At 59.8% G+C, this 14,100-nt stretch carries 14 protein-coding genes; 4 read left to right on the top strand and 10 right to left on the bottom strand.

What is annotated here, in order from left to right:
• Positions 1-28: 28 nt before the first annotated feature.
• Positions 29-544: a peptidylprolyl isomerase gene (locus E8L22_RS17880; RefSeq protein ID WP_136526488.1), complete on the bottom strand. Its 516-nt coding sequence runs from the start codon at positions 542-544 to the stop codon at positions 29-31.
• Positions 545-710: 166 nt separating this feature from the next.
• Between E8L22_RS17880 and E8L22_RS17875 the strand changes: the two genes are divergently transcribed.
• Positions 711-1,340, top strand: coding sequence for a peroxiredoxin (locus tag E8L22_RS17875; protein WP_136526487.1), 630 nt, complete (start codon positions 711-713; stop codon positions 1,338-1,340).
• A gap of 16 nt (positions 1,341-1,356) precedes the next feature.
• Here E8L22_RS17875 and E8L22_RS17870 read toward each other — a convergent pair whose 3' ends face one another.
• Positions 1,357-3,393, bottom strand: a complete 2,037-nt coding sequence (locus E8L22_RS17870) for an ATP-dependent helicase (protein WP_136526486.1) — start codon at positions 3,391-3,393, stop codon at positions 1,357-1,359.
• Between the two features lie 751 nt (positions 3,394-4,144).
• Between E8L22_RS17870 and ligA the strand changes: the two genes are divergently transcribed.
• Positions 4,145-6,151 carry an NAD-dependent DNA ligase LigA gene (gene ligA, locus E8L22_RS17865; RefSeq protein ID WP_136526485.1) on the top strand — a complete coding sequence of 669 codons (2,007 nt, stop codon included), beginning with the start codon at positions 4,145-4,147 and terminating at the stop codon, positions 6,149-6,151.
• A 60-nt stretch (positions 6,152-6,211) separates the two neighbouring features.
• On the opposite strand, the gene E8L22_RS21645 is transcribed toward ligA, so the two are convergent.
• The 8 genes from E8L22_RS21645 to E8L22_RS17820 form a co-directional block, all read right to left on the bottom strand.
• Complete coding sequence (locus tag E8L22_RS21645) at positions 6,212-6,892, bottom strand: four helix bundle suffix domain-containing protein (RefSeq protein WP_198420186.1); 681 nt, start codon at positions 6,890-6,892, stop codon at positions 6,212-6,214.
• A 113-nt stretch (positions 6,893-7,005) separates the two neighbouring features.
• On the bottom strand, positions 7,006-7,920 hold the full coding sequence (locus E8L22_RS17850; protein WP_136526483.1) for an electron transfer flavoprotein subunit alpha/FixB family protein: 915 nt from the start codon (positions 7,918-7,920) through the stop codon (positions 7,006-7,008).
• Positions 7,921-7,929: 9 nt separating this feature from the next.
• Positions 7,930-8,706, bottom strand: coding sequence for an electron transfer flavoprotein subunit beta/FixA family protein (locus E8L22_RS17845; protein WP_136526482.1), 777 nt, complete (start codon positions 8,704-8,706; stop codon positions 7,930-7,932).
• Between the two features lie 199 nt (positions 8,707-8,905).
• Positions 8,906-9,103, bottom strand: coding sequence for a hypothetical protein (locus tag E8L22_RS17840; protein WP_136526481.1), 198 nt, complete (start codon positions 9,101-9,103; stop codon positions 8,906-8,908).
• Positions 9,104-9,196: 93 nt separating this feature from the next.
• Positions 9,197-10,117 (bottom strand): diguanylate cyclase, encoded by a 921-nt coding sequence (locus tag E8L22_RS17835; RefSeq protein ID WP_136526480.1) that lies wholly within the window; start codon positions 10,115-10,117, stop codon positions 9,197-9,199.
• Positions 10,118-10,465: 348 nt separating this feature from the next.
• Positions 10,466-10,741, bottom strand: coding sequence for a hypothetical protein (locus E8L22_RS17830; protein ID WP_136526479.1), 276 nt, complete (start codon positions 10,739-10,741; stop codon positions 10,466-10,468).
• 48 nt (positions 10,742-10,789) lie between these two features.
• Positions 10,790-11,662, bottom strand: coding sequence for a pseudouridine synthase (locus tag E8L22_RS17825; RefSeq protein ID WP_136526478.1), 873 nt, complete (start codon positions 11,660-11,662; stop codon positions 10,790-10,792).
• Positions 11,663-11,669: 7 nt separating this feature from the next.
• Positions 11,670-12,206: a nitroreductase family protein gene (locus E8L22_RS17820; protein WP_136526477.1), complete on the bottom strand. Its 537-nt coding sequence runs from the start codon at positions 12,204-12,206 to the stop codon at positions 11,670-11,672.
• Between the two features lie 176 nt (positions 12,207-12,382).
• On the opposite strand from E8L22_RS17820, the gene E8L22_RS17815 reads away from it, so the two are divergent.
• Together E8L22_RS17815 and E8L22_RS17810 are read left to right on the top strand one after the other, a co-directional pair.
• A complete protein-coding gene (locus E8L22_RS17815; protein WP_136526476.1) occupies positions 12,383-12,790 on the top strand; it encodes a MerR family transcriptional regulator in 408 nt (135 codons plus the stop codon).
• Between the two features lie 66 nt (positions 12,791-12,856).
• The gene (locus E8L22_RS17810; protein WP_136526475.1) at positions 12,857-14,098 is read left to right on the top strand and encodes an endonuclease Q family protein; all 1,242 of its coding nucleotides are present in this window, start codon (positions 12,857-12,859) and stop codon (positions 14,096-14,098) included.
• Positions 14,099-14,100 lie beyond the last annotated feature (2 nt).

The following is a 14,100-nucleotide window of genomic DNA, read 5'->3' as shown; positions in this document are numbered from 1 at the left end:
CCCGGAAGGGGCGGCTTCTCTATCATTTCTACTCGGCCAAACGAATCGAATTGATGACGACCGGTTCTACCGGAACGTCCTGATGACCGGCCTTGGTGGTGGTCTTCACGTCCCGGATCGCGTCCATAACTTCCATCCCTTCGATCACCTGCCCGAAGACGGCGTAGCCGAAACGGTCCGGGGTCTTGCCGGTGTGGTCCAGGAAGGCGTTGTCCACTACGTTGACGAAGAACTGCGAAGTAGCGGAGTCGACGACCGCGGTACGGGCCATGGCGAGGGTGCCGCGCACGTTCTTAAGGCCATTGGTCGCCTCGTTCTTGATAGCGAACTTGGTCTTCTTCGGCTGCATGTTCTCGTCCAGGCCGCCACCCTGCACCATGAAGTTCTTGATGACGCGGTGGAAGACGGTGCCGTCGTAGTATGCGTCCTTGACATAGGAGAGGAAGTTGCGGACGGAGATGGGGGCCTTATCTTTGAAGAGTTCGATCTTAACGGTACCCATCGAGGTTTCCATGATGACCACGGGATTTTTTTCTTCAGTCATTATGTTGCTCCTTTGTGTTTGGTTTGCCACACCAATACCATACTAAGCACTGAGTGAAAAGTTTTTGTTGGTTGCTCATACAGAGCTAGGGTATGATGTATCGTCGTTGAATTATACCGGAAAACGTAAACAGTAAAGCAGATAGCGTCAGTCACAGGAGCGACAGATGAAACTTTCTACCGTTACGTTGTTAGCCGCACTGGCCCTCTCCCTCTTCGCATCCGCTCCTTCTGCGATAGGTGCGGAGGATCTCCAGCAGACCGCCAAGGTAGGTGATCCGGCCCCCGGCTTCAAGCTCGACGCCTGGGTCAGTACGACACAGGGAAAAGAGTTCCGGCAGGTCTCCCTCGACGAGTTCCGCGGCAAATGGGTCGTCCTCTTCTTCTACCCGATGGACTTCACCTTTGTCTGCCCGACCGAGATCAAGGGGTTCAACGACGCGCTCGCCGGCTTCGAGCAGTTGAACACCGTCGTTCTGGGCGCTTCCACGGACAGCAAGTACTCCCACCTCGCCTGGGTCCAGCGCGGTGACCTGGGGAACCTGCGCTATCCACTGCTCTCAGACATCAAGAAGGAAGTCGCCACGAAGTACGGCTGCCTCGACGAGAAGGATGGGGTCGCCCTGCGCGCGCTGTACATCATCGACCCGGAAGGGGTGCTCCAGTACCAGGTCGTGCACAACCTGGACGTGGGGAGAAGCGTCGAGGAGACCATGCGCGTTCTCGAGGCGCTGCAGACCGGCTCGCTCTGCCCGCTCGGCTGGAAACCCGGACAGAAAACCCTCGGCAAACCGTAGGGGCGAATATTCGCCCCTACCCCATCATCGCCTTCATCTTGGCGAAGAAATCCTCCGCGCTCTTTTCCGCCTCTTCCGGCGTGACCTCGCGCGCCACCCCACTTTGCTGCACGTTCAAGACGTTCGCCGGGATCTCCTCCAGGAATCTGGAGGGGACCCGCTCCTCAAGCTTCCCGTACTTTTTCCGGTACATGGTCCGCGTCATCACGAGCTGCTGCCTCGCCCGCGTGATGCCGACGTAGCACAGGCGGCGCTCCTCGTCGATGGTATCGTCCTCGTAGATGGCCCGCTTGTGCGGCAGTATCTCATCCTCCATCCCGACCAGGAACACGAAGGGGAACTCGAGCCCCTTGCTTGAGTGCAGCGACATGAGGGTCACCGCATCCTTGCCGTGGTCCTTCTTATCCTTGCCGGAGAAACGGTCCTCATCCATGAGGGAGACCTTCTCGATGAAGCCCCCGAGGGTCGCCTGCGGCACGCGCTCCTCGTACGCGGCCATGGAGTTGATAATCTGCTCCACGTTCTCCACCTTCCGGCGCGCGGTCTTCTGGTCGTCGATGGTGCGGAAGATTTCCTCCTCGATCTTCAGCTTCTCGAAGAGGATCTTCCCTCTCTCCGCGAGCCCCCCCTCTTCCTTGAACGCCGCCGCGGCGTCGAGCAGGGTCTGGTGGAACGCATGCACCTTCTCTTTGATGTTGTCGGCGACCCCCTCTATCTCGGCGACACGGCTGAACGCCTCGAAAAGAGGGATCTCCTTTTCGAGCGACCACTGGTTGATGCGGATCACCGTGCTGTCGCCGATACCGCGCCTGGGGAAGTTGACGATGCGCAGAAGAGCCACCTCGTCCAGGGGGTTCGCGATCACCTTCAAGTAGGAAAGGGAGTCTTTGACCTCCTTCCTTTCGAAGAACTGGGTGCCCCCCACGAGTACGTAGGGGATGTCCTCGAAGCGCAGCTGCTCCTCGAAGGCACGGCTCTGCGCGTTGGTGCGGTAGAGGATGGCGAAGTCGCTATATGGGATGTTCTTCTTGAAGCGCTCCAGTTGGATGCGCTCGACCACGCTGGTTGCCTCCTCCTCGTCGTCCTGCACGATGCAGAGGTCGACGAGCGGTCCCTCCCCCGACGCGGTCCAGAGGCGCTTCGCCTTTCGCACCTTGTTGTTGCCGATCACGCTGTTGGCTGCATCGAGGATGTTGCCGGTGGAGCGGTAGTTCTGCTCAAGCTTGATGGTGCGGCACCCCTTGAAGTCCTTCTCGAAGTCGAGGATGTTCCCGACATCGGCGCCGCGCCATCCGTAGATGGACTGGTCGTCGTCACCGACGACGCAGAGGTTGCCGCTGCCTGCGGCAAGAAGGTTCACCAGGAGGTATTGGGAGGAGTTGGTGTCCTGGTACTCGTCCACCATGAGGTAGCTGAAGCGCTCCTGCCAGTGCTTCAACACCGGCGGGTGGTGCTGTAAAAGCTCTGCGGTGAGCATGATGATGTCGTCGAAGTCGATGGCATTGAACGCCTTCAGCGCGGACTGGTAGCGGGGATAGACCAGGGCGGCCATCATGTCCACGTCGTCCAGCGGGTTCGGGGTATAGCGATCGGGCGGGATCAACTTGTTCTTCGCGCCGGAGATGCGCCAAATGATGCTCTCCGGATCGTACTTTTTGCTGTCCGTGTTCACTTCACGAACGATCTGCCGCACGAGTCCCACCTGATCGGCGGTTGAGTAGATCGAGAAGTTCTTCTTGTACCCCAAGCGTTCGATGTCCCGCTTGAGCACGCGCACTCCCAGGGAGTGGAAGGTCGACAGGACGATCCCCTTCGAATCACGACGTCCGACCAGGTGCTCGACGCGCTCCTTCATCTCCTTTGCCGCCTTGTTGGTGAAGGTGACGGCCAGGATGCGGTCCGCCGGCACCTTCAGGTTCAGGATAAGGTGCGCGATGCGATACGTGATGACGCCGGTCTTACCGGAACCGGCACCGGCAAGAACCAGGAGTGCCCCTTCGGTATGCTTTACCGCGGCAAGCTGTTCGGGATTTAGACGTGAAAGGTCGAGCATGTAATCCTCTGCGAGATGAAAAAAGCCGCCGTATTGTTACCAGATGCCGCAGGGCAATGCAAGGCGGTATCGCGTCTCCCCCATCCACCTCCTGCCTAACCCTCCACACACAACAGGGAAAGAACTTTGGACGTGCATCTCGTTAATGCAAAGGTCGCTTTTAGGAAAAGCAGGGGCGCTTTTATTAATGTAAGGTCTACTTCAAGAAAAAGCAGGGGCGTAATTTGTTAATGTAAGGTCTGCTTTAAGAAAAAGAAGGGGTGCGTTTGTTAATGTATGGGTGCAGTAGAACAAAGTAAGACCATCATTTGCTAATTTACGTCCCGGCAAGCGACGAGTGTGCGTCATTTTTACCACTGCGGGCCGTTCTCCGCATCTAAATTGGCCGGGAAATGACCCAAAATGTGCGCCACGCCTTAATGAGCCGGTCTCACTTGTTAATGTAGAGGCTTGTATTAGTAAAGTAAGAGGTACATTTGCTATTTTAGGGTGTCAGATTAAAGAAGTGTGGTCCCGGACAACGAGCCAGGCGGGCAGGGATGTTTGTCGGGGTTCGGCCACCGGGTTTACACCTGATGCCACTCAGCTTAAGTGTCGTCTGGTGAACCTTCCGCGCGACAGCCGCGAGTTTAACAACGAGGCCGCCGCGCTTATCTTTGATGACGCGCTGCAAGCCATCTCCCGTTGTTAATCTCTTGAAGGGTGTGCTATAAAGCAGCGTTCACGACAAAAGCCATCGAGGTCCGAGAAAATGGAAGCACAAGCCGCAGGGGAGCGCATCGTCTGGCTCGCGCAAGAGATCGAGCGCAACAACCGCCTTTACTACGAGCAGGACATGCCGGAAATAACCGACGCGGAGTACGACGCGCTGTTTCGCGAGCTGCTCGCGCTGGAAACCGAGTTCCCGGAGCTCGCTCTTCCCGATTCACCCACGAAGCGCGTAGGAGGAAGGCCGCTCGCCAAGTTTTCCCAGGTGCGCCACACCCTCCCCATGCTCTCGCTGGAAAACGCCTTCACCGAGCAGGACATGATCGACTTCGACGACCGGGTCAAGCGCTTCTTAGGTCTTTCCGGGGACGCGGAGATTGCGTACGTCTGCGAACCGAAGATGGACGGTGTCGCCGTAGAGCTCGTGTACCGGCAGGGGCTTCTGGAGATCGGCTCGACCCGTGGTGACGGCGTCGTGGGCGAGGACGTGACGCAGAACCTGAAGACGATCAAAGACGTGCCGCTGCGTCTGGAGACGGACAAGGCCCCTGAACTTCTTACCGTTCGCGGCGAGGTGTACCTGCCGCTTGCCCCTTTCCGGAAGTTCAACCAGGAGCGCGAGGAGGCAGGAGAACCTCCCTTCGCCAACCCGAGGAACGCGGCCGCCGGGTCACTGCGTCAGCTCGACTCCCGCATAACCGCCAAGCGCCCGCTTAGCATCTTCTGCTATGCACCGGGGGAGATTGCCGGCGCCGACTTCACCTCGCAGAGCAATTTCCTGGAGACCATTCCAAAATGGCGCCTCCCTGTGAATCCGCTTACCCGCGTGGTGAGGGGCATCGGAGCGATGCTCGCCTATTACCAGGAGATGATGGAGCAACGCGAGGAACTCCCCTACGAGATTGACGGCGTCGTGGTGAAAGTGGACTCCTTCACCATGCAGCGCGAGCTTGGGGAAAAGAGCCGTTCGCCGCGCTGGGCCATCGCCTGGAAGTTCCCTCCCCGGCAGGCGACGACGGTAGTAGAAAAGATCTTCCATTCCGTCGGGCGTACCGGCGTCATCACCCCGGTTGCCTTTTTGAAGCCGGTGAACGTATCCGGCGTCATGGTGTCCCGCGCCACGCTGCACAACTGGGAGGAGCTCGAGCGCAAGGACATCCGTGAAGGTGACACCGTCATCGTCGAGCGTGCCGGCGACGTCATCCCCGCCGTGGTGCAGGTACAGTTGGACAAGCGCCCCGAAGGCGCGGTCAAACCGGAGGTCCCGGTGCATTGTCCGGTTTGCGGCGGCGAAGTAGTGCGTATCCCCGACGAGGTCGCCGTGCGTTGCGTCGCCTTCGCCTGCCCGGCGCAGTTGCTTGAGCGGGTGAAGCATTTTGCCTCGCGGCGCGCCATGGACATCGAGGGACTCGGGGACAAGTTCATCGAACAGTTGTTGAGTCTGAAGCTGATCAGGGACGTGGCCGACATCTATGCGCTCAAGGAAGAGGATTTCATGCAGTTCGAGCGGATGGGGAAGAAGCTTGCCGAGAACCTGTTGAACGCCATCGAGGCGAGCAAGAAGCGTGAGCTCTCCAGGCTCATCTTCGCGCTAGGCATAAGGCACGTGGGGGAGCACACCGCGAAGCTTCTGGCCGGTGCCTTCGGCAGCATCGACAACCTCGCCAAAGCCGGCCAAGAAGAGTTGACCAGCATCCGCGAGGTAGGTCCGCAGGTAGCAGCGAGCATCGCCGATTTCTTCAGAAACGAAGAGAACCTGAAGGTGATCGAGCGTCTCAAAGCGGCCGGGGTGAGTCCCAAGGTCGAGGAGAAGCGGGTCGGCGGCCGGTTCACCGGCAAGACCTTCGTCTTCACCGGTGCCCTGGAGAAGTTCACCAGGGACGAGGCCAAGAAGATGGTAGAGCAGGAAGGAGCGCATGCCGCGGGGTCAGTTTCCAAGAAGACCGACTATGTGGTGGCCGGCGCCGACGCCGGGAGCAAGCTCGAGAAAGCGCGGCAGCTTGGCGTGAGCGTTTTGAGTGAAGAGGAGTTTTTGGAGCTGATGCGGTAGGCTTCGCAGGTGTTGTTAAGAGAAGGCGCGGCAGCCGATGGCTGCCGCGCCTTTTTTGTGTCAGCGGTGCTCTTTGCGGTAGTTGTAGAGTCTTTCCGTGAAGCCGCCGTTTTGGACTAAGTCATGTTCCTGGCGCTCCATCTGGCGTCTTAGCAGGAAGCTTGCCTGGTGGGACAGGCAGAGGAGGATGTTGGCGCCCACCTCCGCGCTGCTGGTGCGCAGGGCTCGCAAAGCAGCCAGCAAAGGTTCGTCGAAAAACTCCGACCTGTCTGACCTGTCTGACCTGTCTGACCTGTCTGACCTGTCTGACCTGTCTGACCTGTCTGACCTGTCTGACCTGTCTGACCTGTCCGACCTGTCCGACCTCTCCGACTTGGTCAGCCGTCCGGCGAGCCTTGCACGCATCCCCCTTACCTTTGGGGAATCTTTGTCCCAAATCTGCAGACCGTTCTGGCGCAGGTAGTCCTCGTAGTCGCGGATCAGCTCCCCCAAGCTGGCGCGGGCGACTCCGGTCAGTTTAAGCTCGGTTTTTTTCGAAGTGCCAGAGGCGAGAGAGCCTTCGGCTATGTTCTGCACGCCGCTGCGCGCGGCCTGCACCATCTGGTCGTGGGTGCGCGAGCGCTTGTCGATGAAACGGTCGCAAAAGATGATGGTGCCGTCGTAGGCGGCCAAAGCCACCACGAAGCTGCGCAAGCGGCGAAAGCCGCCGTGCGGCAGAATGAGGTCGTCAGAACCGTTCATCAGCGCCTCCTGCCTTGTTACGGCCACTCCGACTGGTCCGACTGGTCCGACTGGTCCGACTGGTCCGACTGGTCCGACTGGTCAGAGGGTTAGAGGGTCCGCCGGCCGCTGCGCTACTTTGCCAGCTTCGCGGTCAGTGCTGGGACGAACTGCATCACGTCGGCCACCACCAGCACGTCGGCAACCCCGGCTATGGGGGCTTCCTTGTCCTTGTTGATGGCTACGATGAACCCGGACTTCTTCATCCCCGCCAGATGCTGAATCGCCCCGCTGATGCCGCACGCCACGTACAACTTGGGACTCACCGTCTGCCCGGTCACCCCGACCTGGCTCCCTGCATCCATCCAGCCGCTATCCACGACGGGGCGGCTCGCCCCGACTTCACCTCCGAGCACCCTGGCAAGCTCGGCGATGACGGGTATGTTCTCCTTCTTGCCGACACCACGCCCTACGCTGACGATCACTTCGGCCTTGGTCAAATCCACCCCTTTGCGCGCCGCCGCTTCATAGCCCAGAAACTCGAGCCTCCCCTCCCCCGACGCGTCGACCGGCTGCACCTGCGGCGTCCCCCCCGGCACCAGCGCGGGAAAGGCTCCCCCCTGCAGGGTGAGCACCACGGGCGTTCCCTGCGGCTTCACGACCTGACGCATCTTCTGGCTCAGGCAGGGCCGCTCGAAACCTCCCCCTTCCGCCAGCGCGACCACCTCGGAAACCTGCGGCACCTTTAACAGGGCCGCGACCCTCGGCGCCAGATCCCAGCCGTAAGAGGTGTGCATGAACACCACGTAGTCCGGCCGCTCCCGCTCGACTACCGCCTGCACCAGACGCTTGTGCAGGTCCGGGTTGTACTCGCCGTACTTGCCTGCATCGGCCAAGTAGACGGTACCACCGTATCCGGGAAGGGACCCATCCCCGCCGACGATGAGCATTGCGGTTTCTGCTCCCGCCTGCGAAGCGAACCCGAAGAGCTCGTAGCTGTATTCCAACAACTTGCCTTCACGGCATTCACCGATCAGTAAGAGTTTCATGGCATCCCCCTAGCGCAGCACCGCTGTCTTGTCCTTCAGTATCCCGATGAGACGGTCGACCTGGTCGGCGAGCTCCCCTTCCAGCACCACGGCGCTTCCCTTCTTGGCCGGAGCCCGGAATTCGACCGGAGCCACCCTTTGATCCTGATGCAGCAACTCGGCTACAGGGATGACGCGGACCTCTTTTTTCTTCGCCTTCATGATATTTGGCAGTGTGGGGTAGCGCGGCTGGTTCAGCCCCAATTGGCAGGTCACCACGGCCGGCATCTTCAGGCGCACCGTCCCCTTCACCCCTCCTTCCAGCTCGCGCTTCACCGTAACGGTGCCATCGGCATACTCAAAGCCGACCACGGTGGTGGCGCAGGCATAGTCGAGCAGCTCCGCAACGGTGACGCCGACCTGGGCGGAACCTCGATCTTGTGATTGCAACCCGGTGAGGATGAGGTCGAACCCCTCCCCGGCGGCATAGGCGGCGATTATCGACGCCACCTGCCAGGAATCCTTCAGGTGTGCCGCTGCATCTTGCACGTGAACACCGCGGTCCCCGCCCATCGAAAGCCCCTTCTTGATCGCCTCGACCACCCGGTCCGGCCCTATCGAGAGCACGGTAACCTCAGGCTCGCCGCCCAGTTGCTCCTTGAGCAGCACGGCCTGCTCGATGGCGTACTCGTCGTACTCGTTCACTCTAAAGGCAAGGTCCGTATCGGCGTACCAGACGCCCGAAGCATCAGGTTTGAACCGGGACTCCATATCCGGCACCTGCTTTATGCATACCAGAATCTTCATGGCAACCTCCTCCAGCTGGGATTGAAAGAACGGTGCGAGCCGCGGGTCGGCGCACCGTCAGGAACTTTAATTATAGGATATAGGAGTAACGAAATGTGTCAAACATCTTAATGAATTACGCGGGAGCGGCAGACGCGAAGGAACTGACAACGGGGGGATGTGTTGTGGGGAGGCCTGACGGAAAAGGATGGAGAAAAAACTAGATCCAGTAGGCGAGCTCTTCCCGCCTGGACCAATCACCCTGTTTAGCCTTTACGGCTTTCAGATTCTGCTCCAGCTCACACAGCAGGTGCATTAGCTGGCGAAAGAGCTGGTTCTTTTCCGCGACATCGTCGGTACGATCGAGCTTCGCCAGCAACTTCAGGTACCTGGCGTAGGCTTCGTCAAAACTGTCCATGGAACGTCCTCCTGGTTCGGTGTCGAGCAGAAGGTACGTTTACAATTAAATTAGAATTTTTTCAAGTTATTTTCTTAAATATATCTAATTTTTTCAGGTCGGCATCATCTCGACGCGGTTTCTACCGCTCTGCTTCGCCCGATACAGCGCCTCGTCGGCGCGGCGAAACAGCGAGTCGATGTTCTCAACGGACGGGCCCGGGTAGGTGGCGACCCCGGCGCTGATGGTGAGGGTGAGATCTTCCATGGGGGGAGGAAAGGAGGATTCAAGCACGGCCTGACGCAGGCGCTCGGCAACGATGACGCCTCCTTCGAGCGCAGTACCGGGGAGCACCAGGACAAACTCTTCGCCGCCGTAACGCGCAGCGCTGTCGTAGGCGCGCATCTGCTGCTGGGCGATACCCGCGACGGCCGAGAGGACGACATCGCCGTTTTGGTGCCCGTAGGTGTCGTTCACGCTCTTGAAGTAATCGATGTCAAAAATGACGAGGGAGAGATTTTCGTGGTTACGTCTGGCCCTGATGAACTCACCGTCCATTATCTCGGCCAGGTAACGCCTGTTGAAGAGGTTGGTGAGATGATCGATGTTGGTCAGGCGCTTCAACTGCTCATTGGCCTTCCTCAGATCGTCCTGCAGGGACTTGATCTTAAGTTGCACCCGGACCCGCGCCACGAGCTCGCCGGGATCGAACGGCTTGGTGAGGTAGTCGCTTGCCCCCTGTTCGAGCCCCCTGATCTTCGAGTTGAAGTCCATCATGCCGGTCAGCATGATGATGGGAAGCCCCTGCAGGTCGGGGCGCGATGCCACCAACTGCAGGAACTTGTAGCCGTCCATGCGCGGCATGTCGACGTCGCAGATGACGAGGTCGGCCTTGGATTCGATCAGCGTCTTGAACCCTTCCAGGCCGTCCCGCGCTTCCCGGTACTGCTCGAAAAGGCCGACATCTTTCAGGGTGCGCACCACCTGTTCCCGTATGGCGGTGGAGTCATCGATAACGAGCACACAATTGGACATGATTTCTCCCATCGACATTACACAAGAGCAGCCGGTAATCGATGCCAATGCGAAACCGGAGCTTTCACTGCAATCACAACAAACTGCGGGAAAGCATCATGAGTCTCAAAAAGGATGTGACGCTTATCGTCAAGTGCTACGGTAAGGTTTAATAAAAAAGTAGATGATCAGCAGGAATGGAACGGAAGAGAAAGCCGCCTCAAAATTCCCTTTGAAGAGTTGCCATGTTCCAAAACCTACCACTGCCAAAGTGAAGAAAATGATGAATATTGCTGCGGGTTTTTTCATAGGTGGGATATTAACCAATCCTCGTGGATCTTGTCCAGATATTTAATACTTGTAACCCGGCTAAGGGGTGTTCCAGTCCCAAGAGAACTTCAGCTCATCCTCAGTGACGAACAGCTCGCAATAAGTCTTCTTGAAGGAAGCCTGGTTGGCCGCGCTGTCGAACTCTTCCTGCACCACCTTCTCTATCATGGCATCGGGAAGGTCCATGCTCTTTTCAAAGGCCCCCTCGAGGAACCCCTCGCGCCATCCCGCCTCTTTCAGATGAATCTTGAAGAGGCCGACATGAATGCTGTTGTTGACGCCGTAATCAACCATCAAAAGCACGTTCTTGGCCATCTTGCACCTCCGTGTACCGGACCTGCTCCAGCCGCAGACCGTTCTAGATTACCACAAAAGCTCCCGATTCGACCGAAACTCCATGACTTTCCCGGTCACCGGGTCCTCGAATCGGAGCGTGTGCGCCAGGAGCTGAAGCGGCTTTTCGAAATCATCGAACTGCCGGGGACGCAGTTGCGGGTAAAGTCTGTCGTGCATGATCGGCATCCCGAGACTGCTCATGTGCACCCGCAACTGGTGCGTCTTGCCGGTGTGCGGAACGAGCGAGAAGAGCGACACGCCCCCCTTTTCGCCGATGCGCTTTATCCGCGAGCGGGCGTTCGCCTCTCCCGGCGCGACCGTCATGGTGTACCAAGGGTCACCCGGCACGAGCCTGCTCTCGACGCTCCACTCTTCACCCGGCACCTTCCCCTCGGAAAGGGCGAGGTAGCTCTTCTCGATCCGCCCCTGCCGGAAAAGTCCCCCGTAAAGGCCGCGGGTGGCCGGGTTCACGGAGAAGAGGACGAGGCCGGCGGTCTCGCGGTCGATGCGGTGCAGCGGAACGATGTGATCGATCCCGGTCCGTCTGCGCAGCCTGTGCAGGAGGCTCTGCTCGAGGTAGGCCCCTACCGGCGTAACGGGAAGGAAATGGGGCTTGCACGCCACCAGCAGTTCCTCGTTTTGAAAGAGGATCTCTTCGGTGAAAGGGATGACCTGCTCATTCTCGATCTCCCTGAAATAAAAGACCCGCTTCTGCGGCGCGTAGGGAGTCTCGGGGGTGATCGGCGTACCGTCTTCCGAGAGCACCTTCCCTTCGGCGACGCGACGCTCCCACACCTCCGGCGGGATCTTCGGGAAACGTTGCAGCAGGAAGGCGAGCACGGTCCGGTGCGGCTGCTCGACCCGCGGCATGGTAACCTTGGCGGCGAATGCGGAAATCATCGTCCGCTCACCACCGGCTGTTCCCCCACTCCTCGCTGAAGGCCACCTCCGCCAGTTCCTTGCGCGGGCGGGGATTGGGGGACTGGTCGGGATACCCAAGCGGCGTGAGCCCCACCACCTTGATTGCGGCGGGAATGCCGAGCGCCTCCTTGATGGGCTCCTCGTCGTACCACCCCATCCAGCAGGTCCCAAGCCCGAGCCCGTAGGCGGCGAGGCAGAGATGGTCGAAGGCGAGCGCCGCGTCGGCGATGTAGTACTCGATGCCGTTTTCGACGCCGCTCTCGTTGGGATCGGCACAGACCAAGACGATGCACGGTGCCGATGCTATCGCCTTTTTGCCCGGATTGTCGTCCGGGAAGGCCTCGAGCAGGCGTCCGATGCGCTCCGGCTCGGTCAGCACCAGGAAACGCCAGCACTGCAGGTTCTTCCAGGAAGGCGCCAGACGCGCCAAGTTAAGTACCTGTTTTATTTTGCCTGGTTCAACCGGCGTCGGTTTGTACTTGCGGATGCTGCGCCGCCCGGTTATGGCCTGGAAAATGTCCATGTCGATGGCCTCCTTTTGTCGCTTTTTGGACTACATATCCCAAAAACGTCGTTTTGTAAACCGCGCATTTTATATGGCGTATCGCGTACTTTTCCGCACCTTTCCGGCCGGAAAGCGATTGACACCCAGAACGCCATGTTCTAGATTAGCTTGGAATTTAACACCACGAGGACTCCATGGACATATTGACGGACGGCGAAGAAGTCACCTCCATCGGGGAGGTCGCCTCTGCGCTGGGGCTCACCACCAGGACCATACGCTACTGGGAAGAAGTAGGCATCATCGAGAGCGTTCCCAGAAGCGACGGCGCAACCCGAGGTTTCACCCCTTATTACGTGCGCCGGATCAAGTTCATCATCAAGCTGAAGGAACTGGGCCTCACCATCAGGGAAATGCAGGAGCTTTACGCGGCGTACGGCGAGGCGAAGCAGACCGAGCGCATGGTGCCGCGCCTGGTGGAGATACTGGACGAGCATATCGAGAAGATCGACGAGAAGATGTCGAAGCTCGCCTCGCTGCGCAGCGACATCTCGAGCTACCGTCAGCACATGGTCACGAAGTTCGGCAACAAGGCGGGCGCCTGAGCCGTCCCCCTGCCCCCCGCACCCCCGCCCGCCGCGCCTGAAGGCGGACCACCCACCAGGACACAGATGAGATTCATCGCGGACCTGCACATCCATTCGCGCTATTCCATAGCCACGAGCCGCGACCTAGGCCTCGAAAGCCTCTGGCGCTGGGGACAGCTGAAGGGTATCCGGGTCATCGGCACCGGCGACTGCACCCATCCCTTGTGGCTCGAGGAACTCGAACACGAACTCGTCCCGGACGGCAACGGGCTCTTCCGGCTTCGGGAGACCCTCGACCTTTGCGGCGCCCCCGACGTGCCGGAGCGCTGCCTCGCGCCGGTTTCCTTCCTGCCCAGCGGTGAGATCAGCTGCATCTACCGTAAAAACGGTCGCACCAGGAAAGTGCACTGCCTGGTGCTCCTTCCAGACCTCGACGCGGTGCGCAGGCTGAACGAGAGGCTCGCCAGGGTCGGGAGCATCGCCTCGGACGGCAGGCCGATCCTGAAGCTCGACGCGAAGGACCTCCTCGCCATGCTGCTCGAGGCCTCCCCCGAGGCGCTGCTCATCCCGGCTCACGCCTGGACACCTCACTTCTCCGTCTTCGGCGCCTTCTCCGGTTTCAACACGCTGGAGGAGTGCTTCGAGGAGCTCGCCCCCCACGTCTTCGCCATCGAGACCGGACTTTCCTCCGACCCCGCCATGAACTGGCGCATCTCCGCACTCGACGGCATCACCCTCGTCTCCAACTCGGACGCCCATTCCGCATCGAAGCTCGGGCGGGAAGCGACCATCTTCGACACCGACCCTTCTTACCAGGGGATCTACCGCGCCATCAGCTCCGGCGAAGGGTTGTCCGGGACCATCGAATTCTTCCCCGAACAGGGGAAGTACCATGCCGACGGCCACAGGTGCTGCGGCGTGCGCCTTACCCCCTCGGAAACGGTCGCCAACGGTTACCGCTGCCCGGCATGCGGCGGAAAGGTGACCGTTGGGGTGCTGCACCGGCTGGAGTCCGTTGCGGACCGTCCCTCCGGGACGAGACCCGCCGGGGCGCCCCCTTTCTGCTCCGTCATTCCTCTGATCGACCTGATCGCTGCGACGCTTCGCGTCGGAAGCGGCAGCAAAAAAGCCCAGAAGCTCTACTTCGAGCTCCTGGGCCGGTTGGGAAACGAGTTTCACGTCCTTCTTGAGGCACCGCTTGAAGAGATCGCCGTCTCGGCGGCGCCCCTCGCGGTCGCGATCGGCAGGATGCGGCGGGGCGAGGTCGAGATCGATCCGGGCTACGACGGCAGGTTCGGCACCGTCTCGGTCACGCCCGAGCCGTAAGC

It is taken from the genome of Geomonas ferrireducens, assembly GCF_004917065.1.
In the GTDB taxonomy this organism is placed as follows: Bacteria; Desulfobacterota; Desulfuromonadia; order Geobacterales; family Geobacteraceae; genus Geomonas; species Geomonas ferrireducens.
Note: the sequence above shows the minus strand (reverse complement) of the source record. Positions and strands in the feature narration are given on the sequence as shown.